The organism is Corynebacterium sp. UMB0012, assembly GCF_030216265.1.
In the GTDB taxonomy this organism is placed as follows: Bacteria; Actinomycetota; Actinomycetes; order Mycobacteriales; family Mycobacteriaceae; genus Corynebacterium.
Window position 1 is genome coordinate 1 of sequence record NZ_JASOKQ010000023.1, and the last position, 20,067, is coordinate 20,067.

Here is a 20,067-nt window from a genome sequence, read left to right on the forward strand (position 1 = left end):
ACTTCGGGCTCTCAATGAAAACTACTCCCCACTAATCGGAAACTGATTTCTCAGTCCAACTAATGGGGAGCAGTTCAGTATGGCGGGGTTCCTTTTCGCGTAGGGTGGCTGCCATGAAACTCATTGGCCTTACAGGCGGTATTGGCAGTGGTAAGTCAACAGTCGCAACGCTCTGCCGCGTACGGGGGTGGCGTGTGGTTGACGCCGATGGCATTGCCCGCGACGTCGTCAAGCCTGGCAAGCCCGCTCTATCGGAGCTGGCGGCAGCATTTGGTGAAGATATTTTGCTGTCGGACGGCAGCCTCAACCGCAAGGAATTGGCTCGGCGAGCCTTTGCGGACAAGGAACATACCGAACTGTTGAACTCCATTACTCATCCACGCATCCAAGCGGAAACGCAGCGCCAATTCGCTGAGGCACGTGAAGAAGGTTATGACTTTGCCGTTTACGATATGCCGCTTTTGGTGGATAACAGTTTAGACAAAGACATGGACTACGTCATCGTGGTCGACGTGGCCGTTGAAGAGCGCGTCCGTCGCCTCGTTGCTTCACGCGGGCTGGAAGAGGAGGATGCGCGCCGTCGCATAGCAGCGCAGGTACCTGATGAGGTGAGACTAGCCGCAGCCACGCACGTCATTGACAACAACGGAACGCTGGAGCAGCTGCGCGCGCGTGCAGCCGAGGTCATGAACCGCTTAGAAGCGGAGTCGTAGGCGCGGAGTCACCCAAACTTTAACCATTGGGCGGTTAGAGTTTACGCAGTTTCGAAGTTGCGTTAACTTTCGCGTCTTAGGCTACTCGCCGTGGGAACGTGGGATACAGGGCCTTTTGATAATCACGCAGCGCGAGAACTGCTCGCTAGCTTGCGTGATGGCTCTTTCGATCTCAAAGCCTTTCAGAAGTCATGCTCGGAAGAGCCCATGGACTCCGATGACGCGGAAACCATGATCGCACTGGGTGCTTTGTTAAAGCTGAAAGCTGATGCACTGCCGGAAGGAATTCACCGCGAGGATCTTGCGCCCCTGTATACGCCGCAGTCTAAAGCTTGGCTGCGCCGCCGCATTAATAGTGCAATGCGTCCAGAGACGTCTTCTGTTTATGCGCTGTGGGAGACTACCGGCGAGCTGGAAGAGTGGCTGCGCACCGCGCAGGACTCCTTGCCGTGAACATAGCTAGCCGCGCCATATAAGCAGTAGAGTAGTGGGCATGGCTTTTGCTGCTGAACATCCTCTTATTCCAGATTCCGAGCACCGCGTCGTCAGCGAGGTCGAGCGCACCCCAGGTGAGTTTCAGGTTGTCTCTGAATACGAACCGGCCGGCGACCAGCCCGCTGCTATTGCAGAGCTCAACGAACGCCTCAACCGCGATGAGCGCGATGTAGTACTCATGGGTGCTACCGGTACTGGTAAATCCGCTACTGCCGCTTGGTTGATTGAAAAACAGCAGCGCCCCACGCTGGTGATGGCACCAAATAAGACCCTGGCAGCGCAGCTAGCGAACGAGCTGCGCCAGCTCCTGCCGCATAACGCGGTGGAGTACTTCGTGTCTTATTATGACTACTACCAGCCAGAGGCTTATATTGCGCAGACGGATACCTATATTGAAAAGGACTCGTCCATCAACGAGGACGTAGAGCGTCTGCGCCACTCGGCCACCTCGGCGCTGCTGTCCCGCCGAGACGTGGTGGTTGTGTCCTCCGTGTCCTGCATTTATGGCTTGGGTACTCCGCAGTCCTATTTGGATCGTTCGGTCATTATTTCCGTGGATGAGGAGCTGGACCGGGACCGCTTCCTCCGTTTGCTGGTGGATATCCAATACGAACGCAATGACGTGGGATTTACCCGCGGTACCTTCCGCGCCAAGGGTGACACGGTCGATATCATTCCGGCTTATGAGGAGCGCGCGGTGCGCATTGAATTCTTCGGCGATGATATCGATTCCCTTTACTACATTCACCCCGTCACTGGTGATGTCATCGAGGAAGTAGATGAGGTGCGCATCTTCCCCGCGACCCACTACGTGGCAGGGCCCGAACGCATGGAAAAAGCTGTGGCTGCCATCAAAGAGGAATTGGCCGAGCGCCTGGAAGATCTAGAAAACCGCGGTAAACTGCTGGAGGCACAACGGCTTCGCATGCGCACCGAATACGATCTGGAGATGATCGAGCAGGTAGGTTTTTGCTCCGGCATCGAGAACTACTCCCGCCACGTCGATGGCCGCCCAGCCGGTTCCGCGCCGGCAACGCTGCTGGACTACTTCCCAGAGGATTTTCTCACCATTATTGACGAGTCTCACGTCACTGTCCCACAGATTGGCGGCATGTTCGAGGGCGATATGTCCCGCAAGCGCAACCTGGTGGAATTCGGTTTCCGGCTGCCCTCCGCAGTGGATAACCGCCCGCTGACCTTCGATGAGTTTGAACAACGCGTGGGACAAACCGTCTACATGTCTGCCACCCCTGGCGACTTTGAACTTACGTCCTCGGACGGTGAGTACGTGGAGCAGGTGATTCGCCCAACTGGTCTGGTGGATCCGAAGGTTACCGTCAAACCTACGAAGGGCCAGATTGATGATCTTATCGATGAGGTACGCACCCGCATTTCGCAGCAAGAGCGAGTACTGGTGACCACGCTGACTAAACGCATGGCAGAAGACCTCACCGATTACCTGCTGGAGCAGGGGATTAAGGTGCGTTACTTGCACTCGGATATCGATACCTTGCAGCGCGTCGAGCTTTTGCGGCAATTGCGTCTTGGCGAGTTTGATGTGCTGGTGGGCATTAACCTTCTGCGTGAGGGCCTTGACCTTCCCGAAGTATCGCTCGTTGCCATCTTGGATGCGGACAAGGAAGGTTTCTTGCGCTCTACGACCTCGCTCATCCAGACCATTGGCCGTGCTGCCCGTAACGTCTCTGGCGAGGTGATTATGTATGCCGATAAAATCACCGATTCGATGCAAGAGGCAATCGAGGAGACGGAGCGACGCCGCGAAAAGCAGATTGCCTATAACAAGGAACACGGCATTGACCCGCAGCCTTTGCGTAAGAAAATTGCCGATATTCTTGACCAGGTCTATGAAGACGGCGGGGAAGAGGAGTCCAACTCCGATCCCTCTGCAGTGGTGGAGAAGCGGGATATTTCCAGCATGGCTACCGATGAGGTGCAGGCGCTTATCGACGACCTCTCGGCCCAAATGGGGGCTGCCGCGCGCGAGCTCAAATTCGAGTTGGCTGGTCGACTACGTGATGAAATCGCTGATCTAAAGAAGGAATTGCGTGGATTGAAGGAAGCGGGAATTTAGTTTTCTCCCCCTGAAAGTGATGAATGGCTCCGCGGGTGCTTCTCTCAAGAGCTGCGCTAGTTATACTGGATAAGTGCCAGAAGCGCCGTTTAGTTGTCACTGTGAAATAGTTCAACTGCAAGGAGAATAATGCTTACTTATAAAAACATTGCCGTCGGCACCGATGGCTCTGAAACCTCCCTGCGCGCGGTCCGCGCTGCGGCGTCCATGGCACGGGCGTACGACGCCAAGCTGATTATCATTTCAGCCTTTTATAACCACGCTGGATCCATGCTTGGTGCTCCGCGGGGCGACGAAGCCGGTCTGCCCGTTGTAAGTGAGGACATGGCCGGTACCTACCTGACCAATGCCACCCGTATCGCCGAGTCGGAGGGTGCGGAACACATTGAAGTCGTAGGCAAATCTGGAGACCCAGTAAAAGCCTTGTTGGAGGTAGGCCAGGACTATGATGTGGACCTGTTCGTGGTGGGCAACCGCGGCGTGAACTCCGTTCGTGGTCGAGTCTTCGGTTCTGTGCCAACAGAACTAACCCACAAGTCAAAGGTAGACGTCGTCGTAGTTAATACCAGCGAGAAACGTTAAACATTTTTCGTTGTTACACTGGCAGTAAAGCCTTTGTAGGCTAAATAAACACTCTGGGTACACACCCACAAAGAAAGGTCATCATGAGCGACTACAACACGATCGTTGTCGGTACTGACGGTTCTAAGTCTTCTCTCCTCGCTGTAGAGCGAGCAGCTAAGATCGCCGCCGCATTCGATTCCACTCTGATTATCGGTTGTGCTTACTACGAGAACCAGGAGCAGGCTTCCAAGACCCTGCGCCAGGATTCCGTAACCATCTTGGGCGATGAGAAGGCCGAGGCAAACCTCAAGGACGCTAAGGCACACGCTGAGAAGTTCGGTGCTTCCAAGGTCGAAACCGCTGTTCGCCCGGGCACCCCGGTACAGGCCCTGATGTCCATCGTCAACGACAACGATGCTGACCTACTCATCGTGGGCAACCGCGGCATCAACTCTCTCACCGGCCGCCTGCTGGGCTCCGTGCCGGCAGACGTTGCTCGCCAGTCCGACTGCGACGTAATGATTGTTCACACCGTCAGCTAAGAACGGCAATTAAAACCCGCCTTGGTCTTGCTTTGAAAAGACCACGGCGGGTTTCGTCGTTAAGCGCAGCTTACTCCGTAGGGTGTGCAGCGTTGAATGCGGCGGCAATGGCGTTGCCGTTCGCGCCCTGAATCAAGGGGATAGAGAAGTGGCCCTCCTCATTGGCATCGGCCAAAGGGCTAAGGGAGCCGTGGGAGAGCAACTGCTCCTGCGGGCTCAGATTGCGGATAAGCACAGAGTGAATCCGGTCCGGATGCTCATTAGCCACATCGCCGTAGGTCAATGGATCATGTTGTCCGTCATCGCCAATGAGAATCCATTGCATATCCGGGTAGGCGATGAGCAGATTGCGCAGCTGAACACGCTTGTGCTCCTGGCCGCTGCGGAAAAGTCCCGTTTCCGTTGGGCCCCAGTCCGTCAGCAGCATGGGACCCGCGGGGAAACCATGGTGAGACAGGAATTTCTTGAGCGAGCCAAAGGTATTCCAAGCGCCCGTAGAAAGATAAAACACCGGGGCTTGGGGGAAGCGCTGTTGTAGCTGAGCATAGAATGCGGCCATTCCGGGAACGGCCTGTCGCTTGCTAGGGCGCTTGGCCCAAGAATTCCACGCCGCGGTGAGCGCGCGTGGAAGCCACGTGACAAGCACCGTGTCATCGATATCGCTAACGATGCCGATCTTGGCCGCCGGATCAACGATAAGTAGTTGGACTTCCACGGCATTCGCGTTTGCGGCCTCGATCATTGCCGTATGCCAGCCGGGCTCTAAATCGTGCTCATGGACTAGTAAGTCAATGTATCCGTTTCGATCGGCGGTACCGGTGACAGTCTGTTCCCCAATAGTTACCGAAACGTCGTGGTGTCCTACTTGAATGGTAAGAAACTGCTGGTAGCCGCGCTCACCCCACGTATCCCTCTTGCCTTCATCAGGATCATGCATGAGTACGCGGCCGAAGATTCTCACCTGATCGGTGGTGCCATAACCGGTATATCCCACGATCAGGGGCTGCCATCCACGCCGTTGAGAGCGCTTCAAAGTAAAGGAGTTTAGTGAGCTTTCAGCTTTGCGCATGATGTCAGATAAGGCCATGGCACAAAGCTTACGGGAGCCTAAAGAACTTCGCCGCAGTCACCGACGAGCGTGAGCGATTGGGTGGCACGAGTGATGCAGACATAGAGGTTCTGCAATCCCTGTGGGGAGGCATCCACGATGCGCTGCGGATCGAGCACAACCACGTGATCAAACTCCAGGCCCTTATAGCGCTCCGCCGTGGCGGCGTCAATAACCGCTGTGAGCCTGCCGTCCTCTTCGCTGTGTACTCCAGGGGTGTAGGCGCCTTGCTCAAGCCGGCGCACCTGCACGCCATCGCGGATGGCTGTCGCCGGAATGGCGTCAGGGTTAATCATTTCCAAAAGTCCATTGGCCAATTCCGTGATGGGCTGCGGGGTGCGATAATTGACGGTAAGAAAATGGTGACGAAAGCGCTGAGCTACAAAGGGCTCGAGGGCCTCGCCCCAGTCATCAACACCTGCCGGGGAACCAGTCTGGGAGGTATCACCCACCAAAGTCATCCACCGCGAAGGGCAGCGGCGGAAGAGCATTCGCCACTCCATAGGCGTTAATTCCTGGGCTTCGTCCACGATGATGTGACCATAAGCCCATGTATGGTCTTCGCGTGCGCGTTGGGCAGTGGTGCGCTTATCGCGTACCTCCTGGCGGTGCGCCAAGGTTTCGGCGTCGATGACATCGTGGGCAGAGAGGATTTCTGCTTCAAACATGTCATCGTCATTATCTGTGGACTCGGAGGAAGACAAGATATCCAATGCGTCTTCCGCATCCGCCACCTGCTCGCGCCACGCGGCGTCATCGGCTGCCTTCTTTTCTTCAGGGTTGGGCAGGCCGATGAGGACGGCAAGCTCGTCTAGCAAGGCCGCGTCCGAATCCGTCCATGCTCGTCCCTCTGCACGGTAGAGCGCTTCTTGGGTTTCCTCGTCATACCCGTGCGCGGCAGAAGCGATGCGCTCGCGCGAGGAGACTAGAGCAGCAAGTACATCGGTGGGGTGTAGTTCGGGCCAAAACTCATCGATCAAGGCAGTAACGGCCGCGTCCTCAGCAAGGTCATCGTGGAATTGATCGATATCGGCGCGCGACAGGAGATTCTTTCCGCCAAGCGGATCGGCACCGACCTTTTCTGCCATTTGCTGGGCAAGGTCCTCTACGAGGTGCTCGATGAAGGCACCACGCGCCTCATTGTGCGGCTTGCGCGAGCGCCGTGCACGTGTGCGGGCGCTTTTCACCATGTGTGGTGTGACGCTTAAGGTAAGGCCGTCGACGGTCAGCTCGCGAGGGGCGTCGGGAAGCAACTGGTAGTCCTTGACCGCAGTGGAGAGGATTTCCACCATGGCGTCACTGCCCTTGATTTCCCGAGCCACGAGGTCTTCTTCGTGGTCCGGCTCAATTCCAGGAAAGAGCCCGCCGATGGTGGAGAGCACCACGCCGGTCTCGCCCAGTTCTGGGAGCACGCGCGAAATATAGTCCAAGAAGCTGCTATTGGGGCCCACGATAAGTACGCCGGTGGCAGAAAGCAGCTCGCGGTGGGTATAGAGCAGATAGGCAACGCGGTGTAGCGCCACTGCGGTCTTACCGGTGCCGGGGCCGCCTTCTACCACCATCACGCCGCGGGTGTTATCGCGGATAATCTCGTCCTGCTCCCGCTGAATGGTCTCCACAATTGAGGCCATGTGGCCGGTACGGGCCCGTTGCATGGCGTGATAGAGCGCAGATTCGCTCGCTACGCCGGCCTCTTCTTCACGCACTCCGGGGCCAGCAAGGACTTCATCATGAATGCCAGTGACGGTGCGCCCCTTGGTGCGGATTTGGCGGCGGGTGTGCACGCCTTCTGGCTGGGCGGTAGTAGCGAGGTAGAAGGGCCGTGCCATTGGGGCACGCCAGTCAAGCAGTAGCGTGCGATAGTCCTCTTCACGCGCATCGAGTCCCATGCGGCCGATGTAGCGGCGATCTAGGCCTTCCGGAGTGGGATTGTCACCTGGGGCGTCGATGTCGATGCGGCCAAAGACCAATCCCATCTGGGCCACATTGAGACGATCCAGCTTGGCTTGGAGCCCGTGGTATTCCGTTTCGCGGCGCACCAAAGCATCCGCGTCCGGGGTGGAGGGATCAACGTCCGCCTGCACCTCATTGAGCCGTTCATTTGCTGCAGCCACCTCATCGTCGAGGCGGGCGAAAAGGCCGTCCACATAATCTTGCTCCGTAGCGATGGCTTCGCGCTCCGAGGAACCTGCAGCCGTCGCGTGCTTATGGGATGCTGAGTTCACGTGACTCCTTGGTAATTGGACGTTGATGGGGAGGAAGCTGCCGGGCACGCTGTCCGGCGAGGGGGAGAGATGAGTTTAGACTCTGCCGTGACAAAGAACAACGGCCCAGCATAAGGCTGGGCCGTGTGTCACCGCCGAGTTATTCGGCCGAAGAAGTCGTGGCTACTTCGAGCGCTTTTCCAGCTTCTTGATAGCTGCCTCAATCTTCTTATTTGCCTCCTGCTGCAGCTTGTCAGCGTGCTTGGATGCCTTCTTGTTGGCGCGCTTGGACTGGGCGGTGTCCAGCTTGGCGACGGCCTTGTCGGCGCGTGCCTGAGCCTTGGTAGCTGCCTTTACAGCACGGGTACGGGCGATCTCGCGATTAGCCTGTGCGGTCTCGAGCCAGTCACCCTTATTGTCTTCAACGTACGTCTTGGCGTTGTCGACCGAGTCCTCGATGAAGGACTTGGCGTTGCCCAGCAAGCCGCGGCCAGACTCCTGCCAATCGTCCTTGTTGTCCTCTACGTAGGTCTTGGCATCGTCAACATAGGACTTTGCAGTATCCAGCAGACCGCGGCCGGTGGACTGCCAGTCATCCTTGTTGTCGTCTACATAAGCCTGTGCCTTGGCAGAGGTCTCATTGATCCAGTCGCCGGCCTTGGAAGACAGCTCGTTAGCACGGGCAGAGAGCTCTTCGCGCTTCTGCTCGGATTCAGACTTGGTAGGCAGTGCCTGCTGAATCTTCTTATTCGTGCGCTTGCCGGCCTTCTGTGCGCGCCAACGCAGGGAAGGCTTGCCCTCGGTGTCCTGGGTAGCGATAAACAGGGCGCCGAGCAAAGCGGTATTGGTAACGAATCCGTTGCGGCGGGATTCCTTGTCTTCCTTATTGTCCGCAGCCCAGAAGTTGTTCTTGCCAATCAAGTTGGGCAGGGTAGCGGCGGCCAGAACTGCAGCGGAAGTGCGCGGTGCCTTGCCCAGAGCCAAGGTGGAGCCGGCGCCTACCTTTGCGCCGCCAATGGCGCGGGTAACTAGTTCTGGGTCATTCGGGATGTAGCCCTGGTACTCAGAAGGAACGGCCTTGCGCACGGTCTTGAGGAAACCCTCGGTTTCCTTCACGTGCTCGGACGCGTTGCGCAGGTTGTCTACGCCTTCCCATACAAAAACGGATGCCAGCATGGGGCGGGCAAGCTTGCGAATCATAGTCCTTAAAGCTCCTTAAGCTCGTTGTTCTAGACCTATCGTGTGCTAGACCATTGTACGCGGAAATTCGCCATTGGATCACCAGCGGCGTTCCCACCAGTCACCAAGTTTGGGGCGCTCTTCGCCCAAGGTCGTGGACTTGCCGTGTCCCGGGCGCACAATCGTATTGTCAGGGAACTCATCAAAGATGCGCGCGGTGACGTCCTTATATAGGCGTACGAAGTCACCCTCAGACGTGGTCTTGCCCAGGCCACCGGGGAAGAGGGAATCGCCTACGAAGAGGTTGGTGACGCCATCGATGCTTGCAACCAGAGCCGCCCCGCCGGGGGTATGGCCGCGCAAGATGATGACGGGCAGCTGAAGACCCGCGAACTCGATGGAATCGCCCTCGCGCAGCTCCACGTCTACCTTGGCCGGGATGGCGGGGGAATCAAGGAAGGAGGCGTAGTGAGTAGCACCCGTTTCGGACAAAATCTCCTCGAGTGCGCGCACGTGGTCCCAGTGGCGGTGGGTAGTGAGCACCGCGGTGATTTTCACGCCGGCTTTGCGGGCCATGTTGAGGATTGCAGGGGCGTCATCGGCGGCGTCGACAAGCAAGCCCTCTTCGCCCGCCTGGAGGAGGTAGCAGTTGTTGTCCATTTCAGACACGGAAATCTGATGTAGCTGAAGCTCGTTAGTCATGTGTCCTAGCCTACGGGTACATTCGAGGGAAGATTGCAATCCCTAGTACTGGAGGTCTGAGCACAGTGGCTGATCGTTTGGTGGTGCGCGGTGCCCGCGAGCACAACCTCAAGGGCGTGGATATCGATATCCCCCGCGATAAAATGGTTGTTTTTACCGGCCTATCCGGCTCCGGTAAATCTTCACTTGCCTTTGACACCATCTTCGCTGAAGGCCAGCGCCGCTACGTGGAATCCTTGAGCTCTTATGCCCGCATGTTCTTAGGGCAGATGGATAAGCCCAACGTGGAATTTATTGATGGCCTGTCACCCGCGGTGTCCATTGATCAAAAATCCACCAACCATAATCCACGTTCTACGGTGGGCACGATCACGGAGATCTACGACTACCTGCGCTTGCTCTTTTCCCGTGCTGGTACGCCGCACTGCCCAAAGTGCGATGCGGTGATTGAGCGCCAAACGCCGCAGCAGATTGTGGATGCGGTGCTGGATCTGGAAGAAAAGCTGAAATTCCAGGTGCTTGCACCGGTAGTGCGTAAGCGCAAAGGCGAGTTTGTGGATCTTTTCCAAGACCTGTCGGCTCAGGGTTATTCCCGCGTGCGAGTGGATGGAGAGACCCATCAGCTCAGCGATCCTCCCAAGCTCAAGAAGCAGATCAAGCACAATATTGAGGTAGTAGTTGACCGCCTGCAGGTCAAAGCCTCGCAGAAGCAACGCTTAACGGATTCGGTGGAAACGGCTCTGCGCCTAGCGGATGGCCTGGTCACCATCGAGTTTGTGGATAGGGAAGAGCTCACCCACACGTATTCGGAAAAGGCCGCCTGCCCCAATGGCCACACTTTGACCATTGAAGAGTATGAGCCCCGTGCTTTCTCCTTCAATGCCCCGTTTGGTTCTTGCCCGGTGTGTGATGGTTTGGGCACCAAGCTGGAAGTCGATGTTGACCTGCTTATTCCGGATCCGGATGCTCCAGCGGTGGACGCGATCCAGCCGTGGCACTCCAGTCCCAACTCCCGTTACTTTGTCAAGCTAGTGGAGGGGCTGGGCAAGGCAATGGGCTTTGACCCTAAGACCCCAGTGAGCGAATTGACCAAGGAGCAGCGCCATGCGCTCATCTATGGCACGGATGAGGAGGTGCAGGTTCGCTACAAGAACCGCTATGGGCGCCAACGCAATTGGACCGCGCCGTTTGAGGGTGCCACCGGTTTCATTCACCGCAAACTGGAAACGACTGATTCTCAGTCCCAAAAGGACCGCCTGCTGCAGTACACCCGCCGCGTGCCGTGCAGCACCTGTAAAGGTACCCGCTTGAAGCCGGAGATCTTGGCCGTCCGCTTGGCCTCTACTACACACGGTGAGCAGTCCATTGCGGGGCTGTGTGCGCTTTCGATTGAAGATGCCTCTGAATTCCTGGACTCCTTGGTGCTGGGGCACCGCGAGGAAATCATTGCCGGTGCAGTACTCAAGGAAACCCAGGCTCGGTTGCGCTTCCTTCTGGACGTCGGTCTGAATTACCTGACCCTGGATCGCGGTGCGTCCACGCTTTCGGGCGGCGAGGCGCAGCGCATTCGCCTAGCCACGCAGATTGGTTCCGGTTTGGCCGGCGTTCTGTACGTGCTCGATGAGCCTTCCATTGGGTTGCACCAACGCGATAACCAGCGCCTTATTAAGACCCTGCAGCGTTTGCGCGATATTGGCAACACCCTCATCGTGGTAGAGCATGATGAAGACACCATTCGGGAGTCCGATTGGCTTGTTGATGTGGGCCCGCGCGCCGGTGAATATGGCGGCGAGGTGGTCTATCAAGGCGAACCGGCGGGAATTGAAAGGGTAGAGGAGTCCCTGACTGGCCAGTATCTATCTGGCAAAAAGGTGCTCGCCGTCCCGGATCACCGCCGCGAGATTGACAAGGATCGCACCTTGAAAGTCGTGGGCGCGCGTGAGAATAACCTCAAGGGCATTAACGTCGAAATCCCGCTGGGAGTGTTGGTGTGCATTACCGGCGTTTCCGGCTCTGGTAAATCCACCGTGGTTAATGAGATTTTGGCTAAGACTTTGGCCAATAAGCTCAACCGCGCCCGCCAGGTCCCCGGCCGTGCCAAGCGCGTCGAGGGCGTGGAGCACCTAGATAAGTTGGTCCAGGTGGACCAGAGCCCGATTGGCCGTACCCCGCGCTCCAACCCAGCGACCTACACGGGCGTCTTTGACAAGATCCGAAACCTTTTTGCCGAAACCCAGGAGGCCAAGGTTCGCGGCTACAAGGCCGGCCGCTTCTCCTTCAACGTCAAGGGTGGGCGCTGCGAGGCATGCCAAGGCGATGGCACCATCAAGATCGAGATGAACTTCCTACCGGACGTGTATGTTCCGTGTGAGGTGTGTGAGGGCGCTCGCTATAACCGCGAGACCCTGGAGGTGCACTACAAGGGCAAGAATATTGCCGAGGTTCTCGACATGCCGATTTCTGAGGCAGCGGACTTCTTCGAGCCCATCAACTCGATTCACCGCTACCTTGCCACGCTTGTCGACGTCGGGTTGGGCTACGTTCGCCTTGGCCAAGCCGCTACCACGCTTTCGGGCGGTGAGGCGCAACGCGTTAAGCTCGCCTCGGAGCTGCAAAAGCGCACCAACGGTAGGACTATCTACATCTTGGACGAGCCGACCACTGGTCTGCACTTTGAGGACATTCGCAAGTTGATGTTGGTTATCCAAGGCCTTGTAGACAAGGGCAATTCGGTGCTTGTCATTGAGCACAACCTCGATGTCATCAAGGCTGCGGACTGGATCGTGGATATGGGGCCGGAAGGTGGCGCCGGCGGTGGCACCGTAGTCGCGCAGGGCACCCCGGAAGATGTCGCGCAGGTGGAAGGCTCCTATACCGGAAAGTACCTAAAGGACATGTTGAAGTAGGGACACTGTGAATAGTTACTGCCTCGGCGTCAGCCTGCTGGCAGCGCTCACTCTGTTTACGGTGAGCGCCTGCTCTAGCGATCCTGAAACCGAGAACGTCCCTGCGCCGTCGACTAGCTCTCCGGCACCCAACCCGGACTCAGTGCGCACTCAGCTTGACCACGCAGTGGACAAGACCGCGAGGAAGTACCACGCCAAGGTGGGGGGCGCTATTTCGGCCGGCGATGACACCATTGCGGTGGGCGATAAGGGCAAGGGCCCTGTCTGGTCCACCATTAAGGTGCCAATCGCCATCGCGGCGCTGAAAGACGGCGCGGATAAAAGCCTGGTTGACTTGGCAATCAAGGAATCCGATAACGATGCCGCCTACTCATTGTGGTCCCAGGTGCAATGGCGCGAAGGCTCCGCCGATAAGGCAGTCGAGGAATTGCTCGAAGACTATGGATCGCACGCGGATATCCATGACACCGCCTTCGGCTACTCCACGTGGTCATTGAAAGACCAAGCAGTCTTCGGTGCTGAATTGCCCTGCATTGAGGAGGCGGACTACGTCCACAAGGTGCTCAAAGACATTGTGGCTTGGCAGAAGATTGGTCTGTCGAAAGAGAAGCGAACCCGCGCCAAGAGCGGCTGGGGCTTGGACGAGGGCAACAATGAGTACACCTACCGCCAATTTGGCGTTCATGAGGTTGCTGGCAAGCGCGTCGGCGTCGCGTTATCTGTGGTTACCGATGGCGAGGACTATGCCAAAGCCGAACCTGCAGTAAAGGACCTTGCATATCAGCTGGTCGACATTGTTGATGCTGAGGTAGAGAAGGGAAACATTGAGCCAGCAGCCCAATGCAAGGATCGCTAGGCGAGTTGCGATTTGGTGGAAAGGGTAGAAGCTGCTATCCTCAAAGCCACTACCGCCCATGACGCCTTTTCGAGGTTCGTGGGTCACAAGCGGAGTCTCTCCCACCCGATGCCGCGAACATGGTTCGTAGGATAAAGGTAAAGGTAACCAAGCACTTGTGCTTGGCACTGTGAGAACTCCCGGCTGTCTTTGGCAGACCGGGTTTGATTCGTTTGTGGTCCCGGTAGGTGAACTACTTACTCATACACCCCCTAATCGAGGAGAACCACAATCAGCGCTGAAGCTCGCATCAATGAGCGTATCCGAGTACCCGAGGTCCGTTTGGTAGGCCCCGGTGGTGAACAGGTGGGCATCGTCCGTACCGATGATGCTCGCAAGCTTGCGTACGAGGCTGACCTTGACTTGGTTGAGGTAGCCCCGAAGGCAAAGCCCCCAGTGGCCAAGATCATGGACTACGGCAAGTTCAAGTACGAGCAGGCTCAGAAGGCTCGCGAAGCCCGTAAGAACCAGCAGCAGACCGTGGTTAAGGAACAGAAGTTCCGCCCGAAGATCGATGATCACGATTATGAGACCAAGAAGGGTAACGTAGTTCGCTTCCTCGAGAAGGGATCCAAGGTCAAGGTGACCATCATGTTCCGTGGTCGTGAGCAATCGCGTCCGGAGCTGGGTTTCCGCCTCTTGGAGCGTTTGGCCGATGACGTCGCTGAAGTTGGCGTTGTTGAGTCCCGCCCCAAGCAGGATGGTCGCAATATGACCATGGTTTTGGGTCCGGTTCGCAAGGGCAAGAAGTAGACCAGATTCCACGTAGGATTTAAGGACTTAATACTCATGAAGCAGAAGACCCACAAGGGCACCGCAAAGCGTATCAAGGTGACCGGTTCCGGCAAGCTGCGCCGTGAGCAGGCTGGCCGCCGCCACCTGCTGGAGGGCAAGCCGTCCAAGCGTACCCGTCGCCTGAAGGGCACCGAGGCAGTCGCACAGCCTGACACCAAGCGCGTCAAGCGCCTGCTCGGCCGCGCATAATAGCGCCGAATCAACCCACATCCGCCATCACAATCTGAATTAAGGAAGTATCACTGTGGCACGAGTAAAGCGCTCAGTTAACGCAAAGAAGAAGCGTCGCGCGATTCTGAAGTCCGCTAAGGGCTACCGCGGCCAGCGTTCCCGCCTGTACCGTAAGGCGAAGGAGCAGTGGCTGCACTCCATGACTTACGCTTACCGCGATCGTCGCGCTCGTAAGTCTGAGTTCCGTAAGCTGTGGATCCAGCGCATCAACGCTGCTGCCCGCATGAACGACATCACTTACAACCGTCTCATCCACGGCCTGCGCCTGGCTGAGATCGAGGTTGACCGCAAGATCCTGGCTGAGCTTGCTGTCAATGACTTCGAGGCATTCTCCGCACTGTGCGAGGCTGCTAAGGCTGCCCTGCCCGAGGACGTTAACGCTCCTAAGGCTGCCTAGTTACTAGGAATACAACGCCCGTTTCTCCGGCTTATGTGCCGGGCGAAGCGGGCTTTGTTCGTTTTGCATCTATCTGTCCAGTGATCTCGGACTCGCATGTTACATTGAGTCCAGACCCCGAGTGACCCCGAGACCGAGGAGCAGATTGCCTGTGACAAACCCAAATGGTGGCTACCAGCCAGAAAACGGCGAGTATTCTGGCCAGTCCTATGACAACAACCAGGGCCAGCAGTACAACCCTTATAACCAGCAGGCCGGTTACCAGCCGCAATACAACCAAGGCTATGCACCACAACCGAATATGGGTTCCTATCCGGTGCAGCAGCAGTATGTGGCGCAGGGACAGCAAAAGTCTTGGATCGCTACTTTGCTTCTGTGCTTCTTCTTGGGCTCCTTTGGCGCGCATAACTTCTATACCGGCCGCACGACCTTCGGCGTAGCGCAGCTGGTGCTTAATATCTTGGGCTGGGCTACTTTCTGGTTCTTGCTCGGATTCGCGTTTTGGGCCATCGTCGGAATCTGGGTCTTCATTGAGTTCATCATGATCATTGCCGGCGCCGGTGATTACGATAAGGACGCCCGCGGCGTGCCACTAGCTAAGTAGCACCGAACATTGTGATCCTGTTGCCCTACCGGCAACAGGATTTTTGTTTTGCCTACGCATCTGGGGCTGAGTCTGGGAATGGGCAACTAGTAGGTAGGGTAGGAGCCATGAATTTGGATTTTGACTCTGCCTTTACTGAACGCACTCCGCGCATTGTTAACGCAGCCAAGCTGCACCGTGCGGCTAACCGGAAGAAGGCGAAGCAATTCCTGATTGAGGGAGAAAACGCCGTAGATGCCGCAGTGTCTACCGGCGCTGCTGTCGATGTTTTCGTCACTGAAAAGGCAGCAGAGCGCTTCGGTGACATTATTACCGCGTGTGGATACATGGGGGTCTACGTACATCCCATCACCGATAGGGCGGCTAAGCATTTATCTGATACCGCCACCACCACGGGGCTTTTCGCGCTATGCAAGCCAGTGCTGTGGTCCGCGGGTAAGATCCTTAACGGCAAGCCAAGTTTGGTTTCTGTTCCCGTGCTCACCTCGGAGCCGGGCAATGCAGGCACGTTGATTAGAACTTCCGACGCCATGGGCGCAGATGGAGTAATTTTTGCGGGCGAGACGGTCGATCCCCTCAGCTGCAAGGTAGCGCGCGCTTCGGCCGGTTCGCTCTTTCATGTCCCGGTAGCGCGGGATCCCAATATCAAAGACGTTTTGGGGCAGCTGCGTAAATCGGGCATGCAGATTGTGGCGACGGCCGCCGATGGGGAAGTAGACCTCGCAGAGGCAGATCTATCACAGCCAACGGCGTGGCTTTTTGGCAACGAGGCCCATGGGTTGGGGGAGCTACTGGAAGAAGCCGACATGCGGGTGCGTATTCCGCTACGCGGGCGCGCAGAGTCACTCAACCTAGCGACCGCCGCAAGTATCTGTCTCTATGAGTCAGCAAAGGCCCAAGAGCACAGCTAAGCAGAACCCCGAATGAAAAGGGGGTCCCTGGGGCGGTTGGACTGGCCGGGACAGAGTAAGATTGCACGCGTTAGTTTTCGCGCGAGAAGAAGGTACGAAGTACGTGTCCGATACACCGCAGATCGAATTGACCGAAGAGGCTCTCGGGGCCGCGGCCGATAAGGCTATCGCAGCCTTCGACGCAGCCGAAACGCTCGATGAGCTTGCTGCAGCCCGCCGCGAGCACCTAGGAGATGGCGGCTATATTCCGCAGGCGCGCCAGTCTTTGGGGCAGTTGCCCAAGGATCAGCGCAAGAGCGCTGGCAAGGCTGTCAACATGGCCCGCGGGAAGATGGAAAAGCGCTTTGCCCAGGTTAAGGACGTCTTGGAGCAAAAGGCCCGCGAGGAGCAGTTGCGAGCAGAGACCGTAGATGTGACGATTCCTACCACTCGCACCCAGACTGGTGCGCTTCACCCGATTACCGCATTGTCGGAACGCATTGCGGATATTTTCGTCGGCATGGGCTGGGAAATCGCGGATGGCCCCGAGGTTGAGGCGGAGTACTTTAACTTCGACGCTTTGAACTTTAAGCCGGATCACCCAGCGCGTACCCTGCAGGATACGTTCCACGTCTCCGGCGAGGGCTCTAAGCAGGTGCTACGCACGCACACCTCTCCGGTACAGGTGCGCACGATGCTGGAGCGCGATGTGCCGCTGTATATCGCTTGCCCAGGTCGCGTATTCCGCACCGACGAACTGGATGCCACCCATACCCCGGTTTTCCACCAGGTAGAGGGTTTGGCCGTGGATAAGGGCTTGACCATGGCTCACCTGCGCGGCACCCTTGAGCACTTGGCCAAGGTGCTGTTTGGTCCGGAGACCACGACGCGCATGCGCGTGAATTACTTCCCATTCACTGAGCCTTCTGCCGAGGTTGATGTGTGGTTCCCGAATAAGAAGGGCGGCGCCGGTTGGATCGAGTGGGGCGGCTGCGGCATGGTGAATCCCAATGTGCTGCGCGCCGTTGGTGTTGACCCAGAGGAATACACGGGCTTTGCCTTCGGTATGGGCCTCGAGCGCACGCTGCAGTTCCGCAATGGCTTGACCGATATGCGCGACATGGTCGAAGGCGATGTCCGCTTCACCCTGCCGTTTGGCGTGCAGGCTTAAAACCCAGAAAGGATAGACACACTAATGCTTATTTCCCAAGACTGGGTCACCCGCATCCTGGGCGCTAAGAACCCTGGTTGGAACGTTTCCGCTGCTGATATGGACTCCGGATTCGTGCGCGTCGGTTTTGAAACCGAAGGTTATGCTGCTGTTCCGGAGAGCACCGGTCCGCTGGTCATCGGCCAGGTGGTAGAGATCGAGGAACTTACTCAGTTCAAAAAGCCCATCCGCTACTGCCAGGTGAATGTTGGCCAGGCTAATGGGACCGGCGAGCTGCAGGGCATCATTTGCGGTGCTCGTAATTTCCGTTTGAATGACTATGTCGTTGTGGCGCTTCCGGGCTCGGAACTGCCAGGTGGCTTTAAAATTGCGGCTCGCGAGACCTACGATCACATCTCCAATGGCATGCTGTGCTCCGGCGCTGAGCTCGGTTTGGGCGCGCAGGCCAACGGCATCATCGTCTTGGGCGATGACGTCGCCGACAAAGTAGGTGAGGATGCTCGCCCGATTATTGGGCTGCACGATACCGATTTTGATGTCAACATCACCCCGGATCGCGGCTACGCCCTATCCGCGCGCGGTTTGAGCCGTGAGATTGCCTCCGCTTTCGATCTAGAATTTGCCGATATTGCCGAGGATCCGTCGGTTGCTGGAATTGATACATCTGCTGTTCCGGCGGCGCAGGGCTCGCTTATCGACGTCACTCTAGACCCCGCGACCAAGGCGCAGCGTTTCGGCCTCCGCAAAGTCAGCGGTATAGACCCGCGGGCGCGTACCCCGTTCTGGCTGGAGCGCGAGCTCATGCTCTGCGGCCAGCGCAGCGTGAACCTGCCTACGGACATTACAAACTATGTGATGTTGCTGTTGGGCACCCCGATGCATGCCTTTGACGCTAACGTGATCCAAGGAAACCTTGTTGTCCGTAACGCGGAGGAGGGTGAGAAGTTCGAGACTCTGGATCACGTAAAGCGTGAGCTTTCTGCAGAAGACGTGGTCATCTGCGATGACAATGGCATCCAGTCCCTGGCCGGTGTCATGGGCGGTACTACCTCCGAAATCTCGGCGGAGACCACTGATGTTGTCTTCGAATCCGCTATCTGGGATCCGATCACCGTGGCGCGCACCTCGCGCCGCCATAAGTTGTCGTCCGAGTCCTCCCGCCGCTTTGAGCGTGGCGTGGATCCAGCGGTCGTCGAGGTCGCTCTAGACACTGCATGTGCGCTCTTGCAGCAGCTGGCGGGCGGCACCATTGAGGAAGGCCGGACGCTAATCGGGGACGTCGCCAAGCGCGAGCCCATTGCCCTGCGCACCGCAAAGGCTAGCGAGTATGCCGGCGTTGACTACTCCCGTGAGACTGTGATTTCCCGTCTCGAGGAAGTCGGCTGCGCAGTAGCCGAGGAGGGCGACATGCTGCAGGTAACGCCTGCATCGTGGCGCACCGATATCTCTATGGATGTTGACCTCATTGAGGAAGTCCTACGTCTTGAGGGCTTGGAGGACATTCCTACCGTTTTGCCTACTCCGGCCGGCGGTCGCGGTCTCACCCCAGCGCAGAAGCGTCGCCGCGCTATTGGTCACGGCTTGGCCTATGCCGGTTATGCAGAGGTATTGCCGGCCCCGTTCGTGGCGAACGACACCTTTGATGTGTGGGGCCTAGACAAGGATGATCCTCGCCGCCGCACCGTAGAGGTGCAGAATCCGCTTGAGGCAGATAAGGCCATCTTGTCCACGACTCTGCTCCCGAACATGCTGGAGGCCATCGGGCGTAATGTTGCTCGCGGCCGCAGCGACCTTGCTCTGTACGGGCTGCAGCAGGTGGCGTTTAAGCGCGCTGAGGCATCGCCCATGCCTTCCGTAGAGCAACGACCTTCTGAGCAGGTGGTTTCCGAACTTCTGGATACCCTTCCTGAGCAGCCGTTGCACGTTGCAACGGTGGCCACCGGCAATATTGAGCATGAGGGCCCGTGGGGCGAAGGGCGCGCATATAGCTACGCCGACGCTATCGAATCCGCCCGCCAGGTCGCCCGCGCCGCCGGTGTGGATATCGAGCTGGAGGCAGCGCAGGTTCTGCCCTGGCATCCAGGCCGTTGTGCTGCTGTGAAGGTGGCTGGTACCGATGTGGTTCTGGGCCATGCCGGTGAGCTTCACCCGCAGGTTCTGGAAGCGCTGAACCTGCCGGCACGTACTTGCGCCATGGAGCTGGACGTTACCGCTATGCCATTGGAAGAGAAGTTCCCTGCGCCGGTACTGTCCTCCTTCCCAGCGTTGCACCAGGACATTGCGCTCGTGGTGGATGAAGACGTCCCAGCAGAGCGCGTGCGCGCCACTGTGGAAGAGGGGGCGGGCGAGCTTATCGAGTCCGTTGAGCTCTTCGACATTTTCCGTGGTGAGCAGTTGGGCGAGGGCAAGAAGTCCTTGGCCTTCCAGCTTCTCTTCCGTGCAGCGGATCGCACGTTGACCGATGAGGAAGTCAACGAGCACCGCACGGCGGCAGCAGAACTGGCTAAGCAGCGCTTGGGCGCAGAGATGCGCGCATAGCTAGGCCCTAGGAAGGGGCGGTGAGATTTAGCTCACCGCCC

At 57.6% G+C, this 20,067-nt stretch carries 18 protein-coding genes; 14 read left to right on the forward strand and 4 right to left on the reverse strand.

Translation table 11 applies throughout. The features are described 5' to 3' along the window. The first annotated feature begins 113 nt into the window (after positions 1–113). The 5 genes from coaE (at position 114) to QP324_RS09990 (ending at position 4,406) form a co-directional block, all read left to right on the forward strand. Complete coding sequence (coaE, locus tag QP324_RS09970; RefSeq protein ID WP_284815949.1) at positions 114–713, forward strand: dephospho-CoA kinase; 600 nt, start codon at positions 114–116, stop codon at positions 711–713. A 90-nt stretch (positions 714–803) separates the two neighbouring features. Beyond that, a complete protein-coding gene (locus QP324_RS09975; RefSeq protein WP_284791286.1) occupies positions 804–1,166 on the forward strand; it encodes a DUF4259 domain-containing protein in 363 nt (120 codons plus the stop codon). Positions 1,167–1,206: 40 nt separating this feature from the next. Continuing rightward, positions 1,207–3,300: an excinuclease ABC subunit UvrB gene (gene uvrB, locus QP324_RS09980; protein WP_284766189.1), complete on the forward strand. Its 2,094-nt coding sequence runs from the start codon at positions 1,207–1,209 to the stop codon at positions 3,298–3,300. A gap of 129 nt (positions 3,301–3,429) precedes the next feature. Continuing rightward, positions 3,430–3,882: a universal stress protein gene (locus tag QP324_RS09985; protein ID WP_239279279.1), complete on the forward strand. Its 453-nt coding sequence runs from the start codon at positions 3,430–3,432 to the stop codon at positions 3,880–3,882. Between the two features lie 83 nt (positions 3,883–3,965). Then, entirely contained in the window at positions 3,966–4,406 is a 441-nt protein-coding gene (locus tag QP324_RS09990; protein WP_239279280.1) for a universal stress protein, read from the forward strand. 70 nt (positions 4,407–4,476) lie between these two features. On the opposite strand, the gene QP324_RS09995 is transcribed toward QP324_RS09990, so the two are convergent. The 4 genes from QP324_RS09995 to QP324_RS10010 all read right to left on the reverse strand — a co-directional run bounded on the left by QP324_RS09995 (position 4,477) and on the right by QP324_RS10010 (position 9,599). Next, on the reverse strand, positions 4,477–5,493 hold the full coding sequence (locus QP324_RS09995) for an App1 family protein (protein WP_284815950.1): 1,017 nt from the start codon (positions 5,491–5,493) through the stop codon (positions 4,477–4,479). Positions 5,494–5,513: 20 nt separating this feature from the next. After that, complete coding sequence (locus QP324_RS10000; RefSeq protein WP_284815951.1) at positions 5,514–7,739, reverse strand: UvrD-helicase domain-containing protein; 2,226 nt, start codon at positions 7,737–7,739, stop codon at positions 5,514–5,516. Between the two features lie 162 nt (positions 7,740–7,901). Next, positions 7,902–8,918, reverse strand: a complete 1,017-nt coding sequence (locus QP324_RS10005) for a DoxX family protein (protein ID WP_239279283.1) — start codon at positions 8,916–8,918, stop codon at positions 7,902–7,904. Positions 8,919–8,996: 78 nt separating this feature from the next. Further along, positions 8,997–9,599 carry an MBL fold metallo-hydrolase gene (locus QP324_RS10010; RefSeq protein ID WP_239279284.1) on the reverse strand — a complete coding sequence of 201 codons (603 nt, stop codon included), beginning with the start codon at positions 9,597–9,599 and terminating at the stop codon, positions 8,997–8,999. Positions 9,600–9,664: 65 nt separating this feature from the next. Between QP324_RS10010 and uvrA the strand changes: the two genes are divergently transcribed. From uvrA to pheT, 9 genes are all read left to right on the forward strand, one after another. Next, entirely contained in the window at positions 9,665–12,505 is a 2,841-nt protein-coding gene (uvrA, locus tag QP324_RS10015) for an excinuclease ABC subunit UvrA (RefSeq protein WP_239279285.1), read from the forward strand. A gap of 7 nt (positions 12,506–12,512) precedes the next feature. Continuing rightward, complete coding sequence (locus tag QP324_RS10020; RefSeq protein ID WP_239279286.1) at positions 12,513–13,361, forward strand: hypothetical protein; 849 nt, start codon at positions 12,513–12,515, stop codon at positions 13,359–13,361. Between the two features lie 270 nt (positions 13,362–13,631). Continuing rightward, the gene (infC, locus tag QP324_RS10025) at positions 13,632–14,153 is read left to right on the forward strand and encodes a translation initiation factor IF-3 (RefSeq protein ID WP_080970442.1); all 522 of its coding nucleotides are present in this window, start codon (positions 13,632–13,634) and stop codon (positions 14,151–14,153) included. 36 nt (positions 14,154–14,189) lie between these two features. Beyond that, a complete protein-coding gene (gene rpmI, locus QP324_RS10030; RefSeq protein ID WP_005323265.1) occupies positions 14,190–14,384 on the forward strand; it encodes a 50S ribosomal protein L35 in 195 nt (64 codons plus the stop codon). A 55-nt stretch (positions 14,385–14,439) separates the two neighbouring features. Beyond that, on the forward strand, positions 14,440–14,823 hold the full coding sequence (gene rplT / locus QP324_RS10035) for a 50S ribosomal protein L20 (RefSeq protein WP_005323264.1): 384 nt from the start codon (positions 14,440–14,442) through the stop codon (positions 14,821–14,823). A gap of 151 nt (positions 14,824–14,974) precedes the next feature. After that, positions 14,975–15,427 carry a TM2 domain-containing protein gene (locus QP324_RS10040; RefSeq protein WP_239279287.1) on the forward strand — a complete coding sequence of 151 codons (453 nt, stop codon included), beginning with the start codon at positions 14,975–14,977 and terminating at the stop codon, positions 15,425–15,427. A gap of 107 nt (positions 15,428–15,534) precedes the next feature. After that, the gene (locus QP324_RS10045) at positions 15,535–16,338 is read left to right on the forward strand and encodes an RNA methyltransferase (protein ID WP_239279288.1); all 804 of its coding nucleotides are present in this window, start codon (positions 15,535–15,537) and stop codon (positions 16,336–16,338) included. A gap of 103 nt (positions 16,339–16,441) precedes the next feature. Next, positions 16,442–17,488 carry a phenylalanine--tRNA ligase subunit alpha gene (pheS, locus tag QP324_RS10050; protein ID WP_005327862.1) on the forward strand — a complete coding sequence of 349 codons (1,047 nt, stop codon included), beginning with the start codon at positions 16,442–16,444 and terminating at the stop codon, positions 17,486–17,488. Between the two features lie 24 nt (positions 17,489–17,512). Then, positions 17,513–20,026 carry a phenylalanine--tRNA ligase subunit beta gene (gene pheT, locus QP324_RS10055; protein WP_284815952.1) on the forward strand — a complete coding sequence of 838 codons (2,514 nt, stop codon included), beginning with the start codon at positions 17,513–17,515 and terminating at the stop codon, positions 20,024–20,026. Positions 20,027–20,067 lie beyond the last annotated feature (41 nt).